At 39.2% G+C, this 17,165-nt stretch carries 18 protein-coding genes; all 18 read left to right on the forward strand.

Features of this window, described 5'->3' with window-relative positions; genetic code table 11:
- Window positions 1–7 precede the first annotated feature (7 nt).
- The 18 genes from NXG61_RS10480 to NXG61_RS10565 all read left to right on the forward strand — a co-directional run bounded on the left by NXG61_RS10480 (window position 8) and on the right by NXG61_RS10565 (window position 17,153).
- Window positions 8–1,051, forward strand: coding sequence for a protein-glutamate methylesterase/protein-glutamine glutaminase (locus tag NXG61_RS10480; protein ID WP_307223868.1), 1,044 nt, complete (start codon window positions 8–10; stop codon window positions 1,049–1,051).
- 21 nt (window positions 1,052–1,072) lie between these two features.
- The gene (locus tag NXG61_RS10485) at window positions 1,073–3,115 is read left to right on the forward strand and encodes a chemotaxis protein CheA (protein ID WP_196603346.1); all 2,043 of its coding nucleotides are present in this window, start codon (window positions 1,073–1,075) and stop codon (window positions 3,113–3,115) included.
- A 17-nt stretch (window positions 3,116–3,132) separates the two neighbouring features.
- Window positions 3,133–3,609: a chemotaxis protein CheW gene (locus NXG61_RS10490; protein WP_196603345.1), complete on the forward strand. Its 477-nt coding sequence runs from the start codon at window positions 3,133–3,135 to the stop codon at window positions 3,607–3,609.
- Between the two features lie 21 nt (window positions 3,610–3,630).
- Window positions 3,631–4,236 carry a chemotaxis protein CheC gene (locus tag NXG61_RS10495; protein WP_231038447.1) on the forward strand — a complete coding sequence of 202 codons (606 nt, stop codon included), beginning with the start codon at window positions 3,631–3,633 and terminating at the stop codon, window positions 4,234–4,236.
- A 1-nt stretch (window position 4,237) separates the two neighbouring features.
- On the forward strand, window positions 4,238–4,723 hold the full coding sequence (locus NXG61_RS10500; RefSeq protein ID WP_196603343.1) for a chemotaxis protein CheD: 486 nt from the start codon (window positions 4,238–4,240) through the stop codon (window positions 4,721–4,723).
- Between the two features lie 12 nt (window positions 4,724–4,735).
- Window positions 4,736–4,885 (forward strand): hypothetical protein, encoded by a 150-nt coding sequence (locus NXG61_RS10505; protein WP_196603342.1) that lies wholly within the window; start codon window positions 4,736–4,738, stop codon window positions 4,883–4,885.
- Window positions 4,886–5,148: 263 nt separating this feature from the next.
- A complete protein-coding gene (locus NXG61_RS10510; protein WP_307223866.1) occupies window positions 5,149–5,907 on the forward strand; it encodes a sigma-70 family RNA polymerase sigma factor in 759 nt (252 codons plus the stop codon).
- Window positions 5,908–5,989: 82 nt separating this feature from the next.
- The gene (locus NXG61_RS10515; protein WP_307223864.1) at window positions 5,990–7,594 is read left to right on the forward strand and encodes a DUF342 domain-containing protein; all 1,605 of its coding nucleotides are present in this window, start codon (window positions 5,990–5,992) and stop codon (window positions 7,592–7,594) included.
- A 22-nt stretch (window positions 7,595–7,616) separates the two neighbouring features.
- Entirely contained in the window at window positions 7,617–7,949 is a 333-nt protein-coding gene (locus tag NXG61_RS10520; protein WP_307223863.1) for a hypothetical protein, read from the forward strand.
- 19 nt (window positions 7,950–7,968) lie between these two features.
- The gene (locus NXG61_RS10525; RefSeq protein WP_196603338.1) at window positions 7,969–8,565 is read left to right on the forward strand and encodes a hypothetical protein; all 597 of its coding nucleotides are present in this window, start codon (window positions 7,969–7,971) and stop codon (window positions 8,563–8,565) included.
- 193 nt (window positions 8,566–8,758) lie between these two features.
- Window positions 8,759–9,496 (forward strand): pseudouridine synthase, encoded by a 738-nt coding sequence (locus NXG61_RS10530; RefSeq protein WP_307223975.1) that lies wholly within the window; start codon window positions 8,759–8,761, stop codon window positions 9,494–9,496.
- The gene (locus tag NXG61_RS10535) at window positions 9,493–10,728 is read left to right on the forward strand and encodes an NAD(P)/FAD-dependent oxidoreductase (protein WP_196603336.1); all 1,236 of its coding nucleotides are present in this window, start codon (window positions 9,493–9,495) and stop codon (window positions 10,726–10,728) included. Before NXG61_RS10530 ends, NXG61_RS10535 begins: the two co-directional genes overlap by 4 nt.
- Before the next feature lie 188 nt (window positions 10,729–10,916).
- The gene (gene aroA / locus NXG61_RS10540; protein ID WP_307223861.1) at window positions 10,917–12,215 is read left to right on the forward strand and encodes a 3-phosphoshikimate 1-carboxyvinyltransferase; all 1,299 of its coding nucleotides are present in this window, start codon (window positions 10,917–10,919) and stop codon (window positions 12,213–12,215) included.
- A 22-nt stretch (window positions 12,216–12,237) separates the two neighbouring features.
- Window positions 12,238–12,903, forward strand: a complete 666-nt coding sequence (gene cmk / locus NXG61_RS10545) for a (d)CMP kinase (RefSeq protein ID WP_196603334.1) — start codon at window positions 12,238–12,240, stop codon at window positions 12,901–12,903.
- 37 nt (window positions 12,904–12,940) lie between these two features.
- Window positions 12,941–13,525: a lysophospholipid acyltransferase family protein gene (locus NXG61_RS10550; RefSeq protein ID WP_307223859.1), complete on the forward strand. Its 585-nt coding sequence runs from the start codon at window positions 12,941–12,943 to the stop codon at window positions 13,523–13,525.
- 51 nt (window positions 13,526–13,576) lie between these two features.
- Window positions 13,577–14,425 (forward strand): 4-hydroxy-3-methylbut-2-enyl diphosphate reductase, encoded by an 849-nt coding sequence (gene ispH, locus NXG61_RS10555; RefSeq protein ID WP_196603358.1) that lies wholly within the window; start codon window positions 13,577–13,579, stop codon window positions 14,423–14,425.
- Window positions 14,410–15,543, forward strand: coding sequence for a 30S ribosomal protein S1 (gene rpsA, locus NXG61_RS10560; protein ID WP_307223973.1), 1,134 nt, complete (start codon window positions 14,410–14,412; stop codon window positions 15,541–15,543). Before ispH ends, rpsA begins: the two co-directional genes overlap by 16 nt.
- 227 nt (window positions 15,544–15,770) lie before the next feature.
- On the forward strand, window positions 15,771–17,153 hold the full coding sequence (locus tag NXG61_RS10565; RefSeq protein WP_307223857.1) for a DUF512 domain-containing protein: 1,383 nt from the start codon (window positions 15,771–15,773) through the stop codon (window positions 17,151–17,153).
- Window positions 17,154–17,165 lie beyond the last annotated feature (12 nt).

Genomic DNA, 17,165 nt, shown 5'->3' on the forward strand with positions numbered 1-17,165 from the left:
GATATCGTTGATTCGTGTTTTAATAGCAGATGATTCCAGTTTTATGAGAAAAATCCTGTCAGATTTATTTGCTTTAGATAATCGTTTTGAAGTGGCAGGAACAGCAATTAATGGAAAAGACGCGATAGAAAAGGTTTTGAAATTGAAACCGGATGTTCTTACTCTTGACGTAAATATGCCGCTTATGGATGGTTTGCAGGCACTGGAAGTGATTATGAAGGAATGTCCACTGCCTGTTGTAATGATAAGCAGTCTTACAAGGTCAGGAGCTGAAGAAACAATAAAAGCATTGGAACTGGGAGCAGTGGATTTTATAAATAAAACAGGAGGTAGTATTTCACGGATAGATACTATCAGTGATGAAATAACCGGCAAGTGTTATGCAGCTGCCAGGGCTAATTTGCAATCCGTCATAAGATATACTGAACACAACAAGGTTGGACGATCGCTGCCTGAGTCATTTTTTTCGGCTGTCAGTTTAGGCAAATTAATCGCAATTGGAACTTCAACAGGAGGACCAAAGGCTCTTCAGCAGGTAATAACCAGACTGCCAGCTGATCTGCCGTGCGGGGTGGTGATAGTTCAGCATATGCCGCCTGGTTTTACAAAATCACTGGCAGAGAGATTAAACCAGCTTTCTGCGGTATCTGTCAAAGAGGCAGAAGATGGTGAACGCATAAAACCTGCGCATGTTTACATAGCACCGGGGAATTATCATATGCGTGTGCGTTACGATACAGCGGGCGGTATAATCTCTCTTAATCAGGATCCCCCTATTGGAAATCACAGACCATCGGTGAACGCGCTATTTGAATCTGTTGTTCCATTTGGCAGAAAGCTTGTGTCTGTCATACTTACAGGAATGGGCAATGATGGAATGCATGGAATGGAAAACATAAAAAAAGTTAATGGATATATAATTGCTGAAGATAAATCCACTTCAGTAGTGTATGGCATGCCGAAAGCTGTAATTGATCTTGGGATAGCTGATGAGGTGCTGCCTATAGACAAGATAGCTGATGCGATAGTTAATGCTGTAAAAAGAAAATAATATAGTTTTGGGGGAATAAAAATGGATACTAATCAGTATATGGAGATGTTTTTAGAAGAATCAAAAGATCATCTGCAGTCATTAAATGAGCGTCTCCTGGATCTCGAAAGGGACCCCGCAGATTCGAGCGCAATAAACGAAATTTTCAGAAGCGCACATACTTTGAAAGGTATGTCTGCGACAATGGGGTTCACTGCTATAGCTGAGCTTACTCATGATATGGAAAATGTCCTTGACTTAATCAGAAATGATAAACTAAAAGCAGATGAAGATATTGTTGATGTTTTGTTCAAATGCATTGATGCATTGCAGCAGATGGTAGATAATGTCAGTGACGGCGATCCGGAAAATTCTGTAGAAGTCAAAGATTTAGTAGACCGGTTGAATGCTATAGCTACAGGAAATCAACAGCCGGCGGCACCTAAGGCAGCAGAGTCTGCCGGCAAAAAAGCTGATAATGAAACAATAGTTCCCCCAACAGACATTGAACTTTCTGATATAGATTTAGATTTGATAAATAGTGCTAAGGACTCAGGATTGCGCGCTATGCAGGTAAAAGTCATTTTGGCGGATACATGTGTATTAAAGACAGTGCGTTCTTATATGGTAATGTCTGCTTTGGATGAGATCGGTGATGTTATAAAATCCATCCCGCCAACAGAAGATCTTGAACAGGAAAAATTTGATCTTGAATTTGAGCTTATTTTGCTGACAGGGGAAGAAGAACAAAAAGTAGAATCTATTCTTATGAATATTTCTGAAATAAAAAAAGTGATTATAAAATTGATAAACGTACCTGCTCCTGTTAAAAAGAATATAAGTGTTGAAAAGAAGGCTTCAGTTCCTGCTGCAGTGAAAAAAAATGCACCTGCAGTAAAAAAACAGGCAATTCAGCATCATGACAATATGAAAAGCGGGCAGTCGGTCCGTGTTGGGATAGAGAGATTGGATTCGTTGATGAATTTGGTTGGGGAACTTGTCATTAATAAAACGAGACTTGAGCAGATCGGCAATACTCACCGTATAGCAGAACTGGTTGAAACGGTAGAGCAGATGGACCGTGTGACAGGTGATTTGCAGTCAATCGTCATGAAGGTAAGAATGGTAACAGTCGGTCAGGTTTTTAATAGATTTCCCAGAGTTGTCCGCGATTTGGCCAAGGAACTTAATAAGGAAGTCAATCTTACAATCGAAGGTGAAGATACAGAGCTGGATAGAACGGTAATTGATGAAATAGGGGATCCGTTGGTTCATCTTATTCGCAATTCAATGGATCATGGTATTGAGCATCCTGATGACCGTGAAGCAAAAGGCAAATCACGTGTCGGCAAGGTAGGGCTTATCGCTCGTCATGAAGGTAATAATGTCATTATCATGGTCACTGACGATGGTGCGGGGATAGATGCCAATATTATTCGTAATAAGGCTATCGAAAAAGGTGTCATTACCCAGGAAGACGGCGACAACATGACAGATGCTGAAGCTGTGCGGCTTATTTTCCTGCCGGGATTTTCTACTTCTGACGTAATAACTGATGTATCCGGGCGCGGTGTGGGTATGGATGTCGTTCGTACCACCATTGAGGCTTTAGGTGGAGTTATAGATGTGGAAACGAAAAAAAATGAAGGCAGTATATTCAAGATCAAACTGCCTTTGACCTTGGCTATCATCCAAGCGCTGCTGGTTGATGTTCAGGAAGAGATTTATGCTATTCCGCTAGCCGCCATTGATAGCACGATAAATATAACGCCTGAAGATATAAAGACTATCCAAAATAAAGAAACGATTGTCATCCGCGGTGAAATAATTCCTATAGTCCGTCTGGACCGTGCCCTTAATGTCGTTAGTGCGGAAGACAAAGAAGATGAAGAAATTTATGTAGTAGTAGTTCATGTCGGCGATAAAAAATGCGGTATCATGGTAGATAAACTTATCGGTCAGCAGGAAATAGTTATTAAGACATTGGGTAAGCTTTTGTCGGGTATTAAAGTTATTTCCGGAGCTACTGTTTTAGGAAACGGGCAGATAGCGCTGATTTTGGATGTCGCTATTTTGATGCAATAATTTAGGAGGAATATCACATGGAGCAGCATGAGGTTTCATCGAATGAAGTGCAGATAGTTGCATTTAAATTAAAACGTGAAGAATATGGCATGAGTATTTTAAATGTTGAAGAGATAAAGCGTCTTACAGATATAACTCGCGTACCATTTACGCCAGATTTTATAAAGGGTGTAATGAATTTAAGAGGCAGTGTACTGCCGGTAATAGACTTGAAAAAACGCATAGGACTGCCCGATGCGGAATATACTGATGCGACACGTATTATCGTCGTAAAACTTGAAGAAATAACAGTCGGGATGATTGTTGATGCTGTTACAGAAGTTTTGACTATAGATTCTGCACATATAACAAGTTCAAAACAAATTACGTCTACAGAAAATGATGCGCATTCTGAATCCAACAAGTTCATCAATGGTATAGGCAATCTTAACAACAGACTGGTTATATTGTTAAATCTATCTGAAATATTGGGACTGAACGGTGAAATTAAATGAGGTGAGCGTGTGTCGGACAGTATGTTAAATCTATCAGCGATGCAGCTGGATGCAATAAGAGAAATAGGAAATGTAGGAGCTGGAAATTCGGCTACGGCTCTCTCACAGCTTATCAACAAGAAAATCGATATGGATGTTCCAAGTGTTTCTGTAGTTCCACTAGCTGATGTCCCTGATTTGGTAGGTGGTCCTGACACTATGGTGGCGGGAATTTTTCTGCGAGTATATGGCAAAGCTCCTGGCAGTGTACTGTTCCTTATGCCAAGAGAAAGTGCCTTTTATTTGGTGGAACATTTACTGGGCGAGCAAAAAAGTGCCGATGGAGAGTTGACCGAAATGGATCAATCTGCATTGATGGAAATAGGCAATATACTTGCAGGGGCTTATTTAAATGCATTATCTTATTATACGAAGTTAACATTATTGCCTTCTATTCCTGCTATGGCAGTTGATATGGCAGGGGCAATTTTAAATGTTGTTATTGTTCAGCTTGGTCAGATGGGAGACCATGCTTTGGTTATAGAAACTCAGTTTTTATCCGAAGATGATGGCATAAATGGACATTTCTTTTTGATACCTGATTCAGGTTCGCTCCAAATAATTTTGAATGCGGTAGGAGTGAAATGACATGGCTGAATTGTTAAAGGTCGGTATAGCTGATTATAAAGTTGGTAAATCACCTGCTACGATTATCAGTTACGGATTAGGGTCATGTATAGGAATCACATTATATGATGCGAAAAGCAAAGTTGGCGGGTTGGTGCATATTATGCTGCCTGATAGTACACAAGCCCGCGCCAATGAAAATCCCGCCAAATTTGCGGATACGGGTATTCCTTTATTGTTGAAGGAAGTTATCGCGCTGGGTGCTGTTAAGTCCAGAATAGAGGCTAAGATGGCCGGTGGATCACAAATGTTCCAATTTGCCGGCGCATCGGACATTATGGCGATCGGAAAAAGAAATGCAGAATTAGCTAAAAAAACCTTGCAAAAATGCGGTATAAAGATTGCTAGTGAGGACCTGGGCGGTACATATGGTCGTACTGTAGAAATGGATCTGACTACAGGACTTTATAAAATAAGGACTATCAATAAGGGTGAAAAAACCATTTAACAGGTGATTGATATGATGGATATAATGGACATCAGAATAATATGGGTGCGGGCTTTTAGAAAAAAATGTCTGCAGGTGTTTATTCTATTCATTTTTTTAGGATGTATATCGGCATTGAATATTATGGTGGCCGATACGATAAAGGATTTATCAGATTTTTAGAAGAATGTGTTTTATGTTCATAACGGTATTACTGTCAAATTTTTTAATATTATTGCTGATGAGTTCGCTCTTTAAGAGCTTCTAAAAAAATAACAGAAAAGTTTTTTGGACAAGAGCAGGAAAAGCAAAGTGTTTTGCCGAACAATGATGCTCAAAAGACAATTAATATTAAATGAAAAGTAATATGGCTGTGACATATACTATTTGCTGCTGATTATTAATAATAGTTATTATGTATAACTGATAATAAGGGGGCTCGAAAATTGCAAATAGCTAAATCCTTTTCTGCCACCGATATAGCCGATTTATGGAAAAAATATAAAGAAAATAATGATATGGCTGCCCGAAATAATCTGATTGAAAATTATTTGGCATTGGTGAATATTGTAGTGGGTCATATTTCATATAATCTGCCGTCTCATATTGAACGCGATGATTTGATAAGCAGTGGTTTTTTCGGCTTAATGGACGCTATAGCAAGGTTTGATATCAATTTGGGAATAAAGTTTGAAACTTATGCAAGAAGCCGTATTCGTGGGTCTGTTCTTGATTATCTGCGATCCAAAGATTGGCTTTCGGTGTCATTGCGGAAAAAAATCAAGACATATGAGACTGTGTACACGAAACTGGAAGCTAAACTGGAACGGGTACCAACTAAAAATGAACTAGCCGAATCCTTGTCAGTCAGCCTTGACGAATTATATAGCTTGGAATCTAATATGAGTACAGCATCTCTGGTGTCACTTGAAGACTATATAAGTGCAGAATATGCGGTCAGTCAAGGCAGTGATTTGGACAAAAGACTTAATCGTGAATTTATTAAACAAAAACTGACAGAGGCTATTAATAAATTGGCGCCTAAGGAAAAGCTGATCATATCACTGTATTATTCGGAAGAATTGACTTTGAAGGAAATTGGACTGACGCTGAATTTATCAGAAGCCCGTATAAGCCAGCTGCATAAGAGAGCTGTTCTTAGGCTGAGAGGATATCTGGCGAGATCTAAGTCAGATTTTTTTTAATAAGATCATAGTATAATCGAAATATATTCTCTGTAATAATATCAATAAAATTCCAAGCGTTGGCAAGTTAGGAGGATTTAATGTGTCAGACATTGTATTTGGCAGTGAAAAAGAAGGATTCTTGCTTGAAATTTTATCTGAGGGCGTTTTTCTGACTATCTATGTACCAAAAGAAAACAGCCCTTTTTTTAAAGATGTTACATTATTATGTGCTCTTTTAAAAAAACATGGGATAAAGAATTATAAAATTACGGATTTATTAAAAACTATCCAAGAACATTCGGGCGTGCGAAGTGAAATTGTTGCACCAGAGGCAGCACAGGAGAAAGTCATCCCTGTGCCAGTAATAGATATAAGCAAGGATAAGATGGAGGCTGTTATAAGTTTTTCAGGTGATGACGGCGAATTTCAGTATGATAGAGATTATATCATGGAGCTTTTGGCGGATAAAAATATAACCTATGGTATAGACAAAGCACTTATAGATGAATTTGTGAAAGTTCCCTCGTGCAGCCAAGTGATTGCCCAAGGAAAAATTGCGAAAAATGGTGAAAATGCTTATATAAAAAAGTATATTGATTTTTCCCAAAAAGGTAGGCCAAGCAGCGGAAATTATGGTAAAGTAAACTATAAGGATATGAATTTATGTTTTCTCGTAGCTAAAGGGGATCCTCTGGCAGAACGGATACCGCAGACAAAAGGCGAAAATGGCATGAATATTATGGGGCAGGAGATTATTTGCCGGCCGGGCAAGCCGATTCCTCTTACTAAGGGAAAAAATACGGAAATCATAGATGAGAATCTGCTTATTGCTGCTATAGATGGACAGGCTATTGAAGAAGGTAACCGTATTACCGTTGATCCCAAGCTAGAGATAAGCAGTGATGTAGATGTATCTACTGGTAACATAAATTTTAACGGCAGCGTCTTTATTAAGGGAAATGTTCAAGATGGTTTCTCTGTCAGGGCTGACGGTGATGTCCATATCGGCGGCACTGTGAGCGGCGGTACTGTTGAAGCCAGGAATATTTATATAGAAGGCGGTATTTTAGGTATGCGCCGCGGTAAGATATATGCCAGGGAAGACATACGCACCAATTTTATTGAAAATGCGGATATTACTGCCGAAAGAGATATATATATAGCTGATGTAGCTTTGCATTCAGAGATAAATGCCGGGCGCAAAATAATTATAAAGGACCGGAGAGGGCAAGTTGTAGGCGGACATTCTACGGCAGGTGTGCTGATAGATGTTAAAATTTTAGGAAACTTTATGGATATAGTTACAAAAGTTGAAGTGGGAGTCAATCCGATTATCAATAAAAAGTATAGGCTTATAACTGACAGTATAGGAAATGATAAAAAACAATTAAAGAATATTAAGAATGCTTTAAATATGCTAGGCACAGGCGAGAAATTGTCTGCAGAGCGGCAGGAAAAATTTGCTAGGCTGAAGAGAATGCAGTTTCCTCTGGCAGGGAAGCTGGAAAGAGAAGAAGCCGAATTAAAAGAAATTTCGGGACAATTGAAAAGTATGGATAATGCTAAAATAAGAGTGTCTGACAAAGTGAACCCTGGTGTTAAAATTATAGTGGCGAAATTTCTTTATACTGTTCAGACAGAAGCACAACACTGTTCTTTTTCGGCGGATGTTAAAAGGGAATGCGTAAGTTTGAATCCTTATTGATATTTTAAGTGAGGGAGAAAATATGTCTGTTAATCCGATTGGCAATTTACAAGCTATGCTGCCAAACAGTTCAGAAGTCGGGAATATGCAAAATAAAATGAATCATCAGGTGGCTGCTGCGCAGAATTTCGGTAACGAAAAACTCCAGCAGGAATCAGAAAAAAAACAGATGCAGGTCTACGCGAAAGAAAAAGCTGAGGGCGGTAAGATCAGGAATGACCAACAGGGAAAAAGCGGTGGTGATGGCAGCGGCACTTCAAACAGACGCAAAAATGATCCGGCGGAAGCAGTTCAGGATGAAAATGAAGTTTTGACCGATGCGGTGCGAGGACATAATATAGATATCAAGTTATAAGTATATTTGGGAGTGCGAAATGTTTACTGAAATATTAGGAGTAATAATCATTGTAGGCGTTTTGCTTATATTATTGCTTAAGCATAGCGGCAATAATAAAAAAGATATTGCTGATGATACAGAAGAAGGTATTGCCCAGGCTGCGCAGCAACTGAAAAAAGAGTTGGAGAACACAGGAAACAGAATTTCCAAACAAATAAATGAGCAGCTGGATCGTCTGGAGAAAATGATAGATACTGCTGATAAAAAGACTGAAGAATTAAGGCGTTATTGTGCAATTTTTGCGGAGGAAGAAAATAAAACTTCTTTGCGAATGGCAACCACAGAGAATGCATCAAATGCAGCAGATTTTGATGATCTATTGAATTCTGTTTCAGAAAGCAGATATGGAGGACGAATAGACGTTTTTTCCAATGAAGACAGTCAATCAATTGCAGTTGATAAAAAAGTATATAGGCAGACGGAAAGTAAACATGTTATGTCAGAAAAGGTGAAAAAAGTGCATGTTTTGCTTGATAAAGGCATGTCTGCGGAGGAGATAAGCCGTATGTTGTCAATCGGCAGAGGAGCAGTAGATATGATTGTGCAAATTTATGAAAAAGAAAAAGTGAAATAGATTAGCCAGGTTGATGCAGATCAATGTATCAGCCTTTTATTTTTTGTTAATAATTAGTTTTTTTAATGATTTGCTTGCCATGCAGTGTGCTTATAGGATAGAATGATGTATTACTATATGAACCCAAATTTTTAATGAGAAACTTAAGGATTTATATAAAAATGTAAAATAATAATTTAGTATTGGGAGTAATATTTTGGAACGATTGCAAAAATTTATTGCCGGCTGCGGTGTTGCTTCGCGTCGCTATGCAGAAAGCTTGATTGACAGCGGTCGCATAAGTGTCAACGGAAAAATAGTCAGACAACAGGGCATTACTGTAGACGCCATAAAAGATGTGGTAAGATTTGATGGGAACATAATAAAAAAAGCAGAAGAAAAAGTGTATATTATTCTGTATAAGCCAAAAGGTTTTATTTCTACTGTAAAAGATGAACATGGCAGGAAGACAATAATGCAGTTAGTGGCTGATATTCCACAGAGGATTTTTCCTGTAGGCAGGCTTGATAATAATACGGAAGGCTTGATTCTTCTGACAAATGATGGTGATCTGATGCAAAAATTGCTTCATCCTAAATTTAAGGTTGAAAAAGTATATTCAGCAACTATTGCGGGAAGATTAAGCAGTGAAAATCTTGGCAGGCTCAGACATGGTATAATGTTGAAAGATGGAGTGACGGCACCCGCCGATGTAAAGATCATAAAATACGATGATAGTACAAATCGCAGCAGAATTCAGCTTAAAATTCACGAAGGACGTAATCGCCAGGTACGCCGCATGTTTGAAGCGACAGGAAATGATGTTTTGACATTGAAACGAAAACAGTTTGCAGGGCTTGATATGAAGGGTCTTAAAAGAGGAAAATATCGCAGACTGACGGAGGAGGAACTTACTCAGTTGATTACTGTAATCACTGAAAATAATTTATGAAAAATATAGTAATTATAGGAGCTGGTCCGGCAGGAATGATGGCTGCGGTGCAGGCATCAGCAGCGGATAATAAAGTTATTTTGCTGGAAAAGAAAGATAGACCAGGCAGGAAGCTGATGATAACGGGAAAAGGTCGCTGCAATATTACTAACACAGCGGATCTGTCTGGGTTTATGAAAAACATTCCTGGAAATGGAAAGTTTTTGTATAGTGCTTTTAAAAATTTTTTTAATGAAGATGTGATAGATTTTTTTCAACAGATTGGCGTGCCTACAAAAGTGGAACGAGGTGGCAGAGTTTTTCCGCAAAGTGATAAGGCTGCGGATGTTGTAAAAGCTTTGACTGATAAAATGTATGATTGTCAGGTTGAAATGAGATTTAATACAGATGTTGAAAAAATAATCAGCCACGATGGAAAAATAAAGGGTGTTAAGATAAAAGATGATGTAATCGAAGCTGATGCTGTTGTTTTGGCAGCTGGCGGAGCCAGTTATCCAGTCACAGGATCGGATGGTTCAGGTGCAAAATTGGCACGGGAGGCTGGACATAATATTATCTCTTTGCAGCCTGCATTGGTTCCTTTGGTGAGTGATGACGAATGGGTTAAAAGCCTTCAGGGATTATCGCTGCGTAATGTGCGCGTTAGTGTTTTTACTGATGAAAAAAAATCAGCTGAAATGTTCGGGGAAATGATGTTCACACATTTTGGTGTGACGGGACCGATTGTTTTATCACTTAGCAGGCAGATTGTCCTTTCCTTAGCGGAGAAAAAGAAAGTATATCTGGCTGTTAATTTAAAACCTGCACTCACACCGGAGCAACTGAACGCACGTATACAAAGAGATTTTAAAAAGTATACACGCAAGCAGGTGAAAAATGCTATGATTGATCTTTTGCCACATAGGCTTATACCGATAGTCCTTGATCTGGCTTATATAGATGGCGATAAATCTGTGGATGAAATTACTAAAAAAGAGAGAATCCATTTGACAGAAACTTTGCAAAAACTACCATTCGACATTGAAAAAGCTCGTCCTTTGCCGGAGGCTATAGTTACTTGCGGAGGTGTGAACGTAAAGGAAATAGATCCTAAAACAATGCAGTCAAAACTGCTTGAGGGGTTGTTTTTCGCAGGAGAAGTAACAGATATAGATGGATATACAGGTGGTTTTAATCTTCAGGCAGCTTTTTCCATGGGATATACGGCAGGTATTATGGCAGGAAAACAGTAAATACAGATGTTGGCAGGAAAAATTGTTTTAATTATAGAAGTATTATTTATCTTTTATGCACAATAAGTTAAGAGCTATTATTTGTCATGTATTTTGTTTGTTTCATAGTTATCTTATTTGCAGGAAAAATCAAGAAGCCAGACAGATTAGTAATATAAAATACAGTTATTATTGAAGGGTTATGTGTAATGGCAACTAAAGAGATACAAGCTGCAGGTTCAACCGGATTACGCGGACAAATTACTGTTCCGGGTGATAAGTCGGTGTCACATCGCAGTGTAATGTTTTCTGGATTGTGTGATACGCCTGTGAAGATCACTAATTTTTTACGCGCACAGGATTGTCTGAGTACTGTAAAATGTATGCAGGCATTGGGTGTAAAGGTGGAAGACAGAGGAGATCATCTGGTCGTCTGCGGCAATGGATTGCATGGTTTGAAGGAAGCGGAAGGCATAATTGATGCCGGAAATTCTGGAACTACATTGCGATTGATGCTGGGGATTCTGGCGGGACAGAAATTTTTGACTACTTTTACGGGTGATGCATCTTTAAGCCGCCGCCCTATGGGAAGAGTCATTAATCCTTTGAGCAGCATGGGTGCCAGGATAGTGGGCAGGAAGAATAATTCTCTGCTGCCTATAACAGTTGTTCCGCAGCAGGATCTGCTGCATGGCATAACCTATGATATGCCTATGGCCAGTGCACAGGTAAAGTCCGCTGTTTTACTAGCAGGACTGTATGCAGACAGACCTACAGAGGTGATAGAACCGTATCCTTCGAGAGATCACACAGAGCGAATGCTCAGGGCATTTGGTGCCGATTTAGATAAATCGGTGAATCATATAAAAATAAGGCCGGCAAAAAAGCTAAATGCACCAGAATGTATCAATGTGCCGGGGGATGTCAGCTCTGCCGCATATTTTATTGTTGCGGCAAGTATTATCAAGGGCAGTGATGTTCTTATCAAAAATGTTGGCATAAATGAGACACGGACAGGTATAATTGATGTGCTGCGCAATATGGGAGCAGATATAGAAATTAGCAATGAGCATGATGTCAGTGGTGAACCTGTGGCCGATTTGCATGTTCGCTATGCCAAATTGCATGGAACGGAAATAAAGGCAGACATTATCCCGAGGCTCATTGATGAAATTCCTGTTATAGCGGCTGCCGCAGTGGCGGCTGAGGGAGTTACTGTAATCAGTGGGGCACAGGAATTACGCGTAAAGGAAAGTGACCGCATAAAGGCAATTTGTCATGAATTTGGCAGATTAACAGATGCTTTGACAGAAAAAGAAGACGGGCTTATCATAAAAGGCGGCTCTGGTTTTCGTATCGCAAAGTGTGATTCCTGCAATGATCACCGTATTGCGATGTCATTGGCAGTAGCAGGTGCTGCAGGAAGCGGGGTCTTTATAGATAACGCAGACTGTGTGGAGATTTCTTATCCAGAGTTTTATTCTACACTTGAAATGTTGGAAAAATAATTTGCAGGGTGAGCATTGTTATATGAAAAATAAAGTGATTGCCATAGACGGACCGGCAGGTGCAGGAAAAAGCACGGTAGCACAGCTTGTTGCTGCCGGATTAGAGTACATCTATATAGATACAGGGGCAATGTACAGAGCTGTCGCTTGGAAAGCATTACGAGAGAATGATACGGTTTTTTTGACAGATGATTTTATAATAAAGACGGTAAAGAATATGGATGTACGGCTGCAGTATGCAGATAAAACGACAAAAGTATATGTTGATGGAGAAGATGTTTCTGATCATTTGCGTACCCCTGAGGTAAGCAAGGTAGTTTCACAAGTGGCAAAACTTGCCCCTGTACGTGAAAAAATGGTGTTTTTGCAGAGAAAAATGGCAGAAAACGGTGCGGTTGTTATGGATGGCAGGGATATTGGCAGTAATGTCCTGCCAAATGCAGATGTGAAAATATTTTTAACCGCGTCGGTAGAAGAAAGAGCTAAACGGCGCTTTGAGCAAATGATGAAAAAAGGATATGAAGTGGATCTTCTAAAACTGAAAGAAGACATAGAGAACAGGGATAAGGCAGATATGGAAAGGACTATATCGCCTCTGATCAAAACAAGTGATGCCATTTTGCTTGACACTACGTCTATGTCGGTCAGACAAGTGACTGATGTAATATTGTCTTTGGCATCAAAATAATTGGAGTGAATTGCTATTGAGTTTAGGATATAGATTTTTGCGTTGGTTTTTTCATCTCTTATATACGGTGCTTTTTTCTGCAAAAGCTTATACTACGGAAAATATTCCGCTTGAGGGAGGCGTCGTAGTAGCTGCAAATCATCTCAGTAATTGGGACCCCATGCTGATCAGCTGCTTTGTGGACAGACCGATTGCCTATATGGCGAAACAGGAATTATTTGATGTTCCAATCCTGGGACGGGCACTTTATACTTTACATTCTTTTCCGGTGCGCCGCGGTATCGGTGACCGGCAGGCTGTACGCATGGCTGTCGGCAAACTTCAGAGGGGAGAGTGCATGGGGTTGTTTCCTGAAGGACACAGAAGTAAAACAGGGGAACTTCAAAAAGCTGCTAATGGAGCTGCCCTTATTGCCGCCAAAGCCAAAGTACCGGTTATTCCAACAGCTGTGATAAATACAAATCGTATTTTTAAAGCGGGAAGTTTTTTTCCTGCAATCAAGGTCATCTATGGTAAACCTGTTTATTATAAAAGTGATAAAATAGATAAGGTAGAATTACAGCGGTTCACAGCGGAGATTATGCAACAAATTCAGAACTTGATAAATTCTTACAAGACATAAGGTTATATTTATGTTATACTATAAAAGATAGTAATTATGAATGGTGATCATATGGACATAATATTAGCGGAGTATCTGGGATTTTGCTATGGTGTAAAACGGGCTATAAAAATGGCCCGCATGCAGTCTGGAAGAGATAGTTATATAGCTACACTCGGCCCGATAATCCATAATCCGCAGATTGTAAAACAGCTTGCTGATGAAGGCATAGTTTCTATTGATTCGCTTGATGATATAGATCATGGAACTATAATAATAAGGTCGCATGGTGTCGGACCTTCTGTATATGAGAAAGCTGAAGCCAAAGGTTTGAATATTGTTGATGCAACTTGTCCGCATGTGAAAAGAGCGCAAATGGCGGCAAAGACACTTGTCGATGAGGGATACTCTGTTGTCATCATAGGAGAAAGAACTCATCCTGAGGTCAAAAGTATTTTTGAATGGTCAGGGAAAAATGCCGTTGCCGTTGAAACATCAGCTCAGGCTCAGGATATTCAGCCGGCAAAGAAACTTGGAGTAGTAGCACAAACTACTTTTTCTCGTGCGAAATTCAAGCAATTGGTAGATATACTGCTTGATAAGTCTAATGAAATAAAAGTGCTGTGTACAATTTGCAATGCAACTGAACAGCGTCAGGCAGCTGCTGAAAAATTGGCTTCAGAAGTTGAACTGATGCTTGTCATAGGCGGCAGGAACAGTGCCAATACCACTCGGCTGGCTGAATTATGTGCTCAGAGATGTCCAACACATCATATTGAGACAGCTGATGAGCTGGACGATGATTGGTTTCATAATATAGAAAAAATTGGTGTGACGGCGGGAGCTTCTACCCCTGACTGGCTCATCAAGGAGGTATATAAAAAGTGCAAGAACATGAACAAGATATGCAAAGTCTATTAGAAGAAGAGTCGATGAGGCATTTTGCCGAAAATGAAATAATAAAGGGAACTGTTATAATGGTTGACCGTGATGCCGCATATGTAGATGTCGGCTATAAGCAGGAAATCCCAGTGCCTAATAAAGAATTGGCTTATCCTGCACCTGACAACGCATCTGATGCAGTCAGCGTCGGTGATGAAATCAATGTTTATATTGTTTATATCGGCGGAGAAAATGGAATGGTGCTGTCTAAGCGCCGTGCGGATGAAATGGCAGCGTGGAATGATGCTAGAAAACTTTATGAAGATAAGGCTTCTGTTGAAATAAAAATTACCAAGCTGATAAAGGGTGGTTTGCTGGTTGCTTTTTCTGGATTGAGAGGTTTTTTACCTGCGTCTCAGATCGAACTTCATTTTATTCGTGATTTGGCAAGTTATGTAGGACAGCAAATGCAGACTCGTATTATAGAAATAGACAGTAAAAAACAGCGCCTGATTTTTTCACACAGGATCCTTTTGGAAGAAGAACGTGCTGAGAAACAAATAGAACTTCTTGCTTCATTACAGGAAGGAGAGGTTCGAAAAGGACGTATTAAAAGAGTCGTTGATTATGGTGCGTTTGTCGATTTAGGCGGTATTGACGGCCTTGTACATATTTCAGATCTGTCATGGGATCATGTAAAGCATCCATCCGATATTGTCAGTGCCGGGGATGAGGTAGAGGTATTAGTCAAGAGTTTTGACCCTGAAACGAAACGTATATCCCTCAGTATAAAAGATACTGTTTCTGATCCATGGTTTGCCAAAGTGGAAAAATATACTGTTGGCAGCTATGTGGTCGGAAAAGTTGTAAAATTGACTGATTTTGGTGCTTTTATGCAGTTGGAAGAAGGTATTGATGGGCTTATCCGTATGCGTGAACTTTCAGAAAAACATATAGTCAAGGCTGATGAAGTTGTTAAAATCGGTGATGAAGTGAAAGTTAAAATTATTCATATAGATAAAGAAAATAAAAAAATTGCGCTCAGTATTACAAGGGTTAAGCAAGATACTGATGCCGCAGAATTTGATCAGTATCAGGAACAGCAGGCTGAAAATGCACAATCTTCTACTGTTGCTGATGCTGTGGAAAAAGAATGAGTTTGTAATATACGGTAGAAATAGCATTTAAACATTTGACCAGCTGTTTGTTAAAAAACAAACAGCTGGTCATTCCATGCATAATAATTTCTAAACCTTGGATGGAGTAGGTTCCGTCTTAATTTAAGAACTTATTGAGAAAAGGAGTAATGCGTTTATCATTACTCCTTTTTGAGTTGCTTATAGAACTATTTTGACTGTATAAAGGTTTTTAGAAAGGGTAACAAATGTCTTATAGTGGAACAATAATAAAAATAAACAAAGATAGTTTGGCAGAAGAGCTTGGTTTAGGTGTCGGGGATATGATAATATCAATAAATGGGCAACAGCTTATTGATATTATAGATTTAAGCTTTGCTTTTGCGGAAGAAGATATATCTCTTTTAGTCGAGCATAAAGACGGGCAGCAGGAATTGATCGAATTTGAAAAAGAATATGATGAAGAATTGGGTGTAGAGTTTGAATCAGCCGTTTTTGACGGTATTCATCATTGTGGTAATAACTGCTGCTTTTGTTTCGTTGATCAGATAGCTCCGAATATGCGTGAAAGCTTATCTGTTAAGGATGATGATTATCGTATGTCGTTTCTGTATGGCAATTTTGTCACTATGACAAATATGGGAAAGAGTGACTTTGAACGTATACGCAGACTGCATTTATCCCCTTTATATTTGTCTGTGCACACTACTAATGCCAAATTACGGTCTCGCATGATGAATAGCAAACGGGCAGGTGAAATAGAAAATCAACTGGACATTCTTGATTCTATAGACGTGCAGTACCATACGCAAATTGTTTTATGTCCTGATCTCAATGACGGTGCTGAACTTGAAAAGACCATAAAAGATATCGGGACAAGGATTCCTAATGCACTCAGCATAGCTATTGTTCCGGTGGGATTGACAAAATACAGAGAGCACTGTTATAAGCTTACTATGTTTGATAAAGAAGGTATGAGTGCTGTTATTGCTCAAGTTGAAAAATGGCAGGAATTATTTAGAAAGAAAATAGATAATTCATTTGTTTATCTCAGTGATGAATTTTATTTGACGGCAGAATATCCCTTTCCGGAAAGCTGTTATTATGATGGTTTTCCACAGCTTGATAATGGTATCGGTTTGAGCCGTAATTTTATAGATGAGTGGCGGATACAGCAGGAAAGAGATCAAGGAAATCAATACGGATATGAAAGATTATTAAATATAACCGTTGTCTGTGGCATATCGGCAGGAAAGGTTTTTCGCCCTCTTTTGAAGAATATGAATATAGATAATCTCCACGTTCATATCCTGGCTGTAGAAAATGAATTTTTTGGAAAAGATATTACTGTTACAGGTCTTTTAACGGGACAGGATATATTGAAGGCTTTAAAAAAGCAGGAAGGCGACTGCGATGGAGTAATTTTACCTGCATCAGCATTGAGAGAGGGAGAAGATATTTTCCTAGATGATTGGACGCTGCAAAAATTAAAAGATGAATATAAGAAGGAAATGAAAGTCGCTGCTGATGCAGATGCGCTTTATAGTCTGCTGACTCGGTGGAATCATGTAAAAGATATAAGGGAAAATAATTTATACACGTGGCAGAGTAATGCCGCATATACGAAATAAAGGCAGGTGCGT

The sequence above is a fragment of the Pectinatus haikarae genome, from assembly GCF_050916305.1.
Taxonomy (GTDB): Bacteria; Bacillota; Negativicutes; order Selenomonadales; family Selenomonadaceae; genus Pectinatus; species Pectinatus haikarae.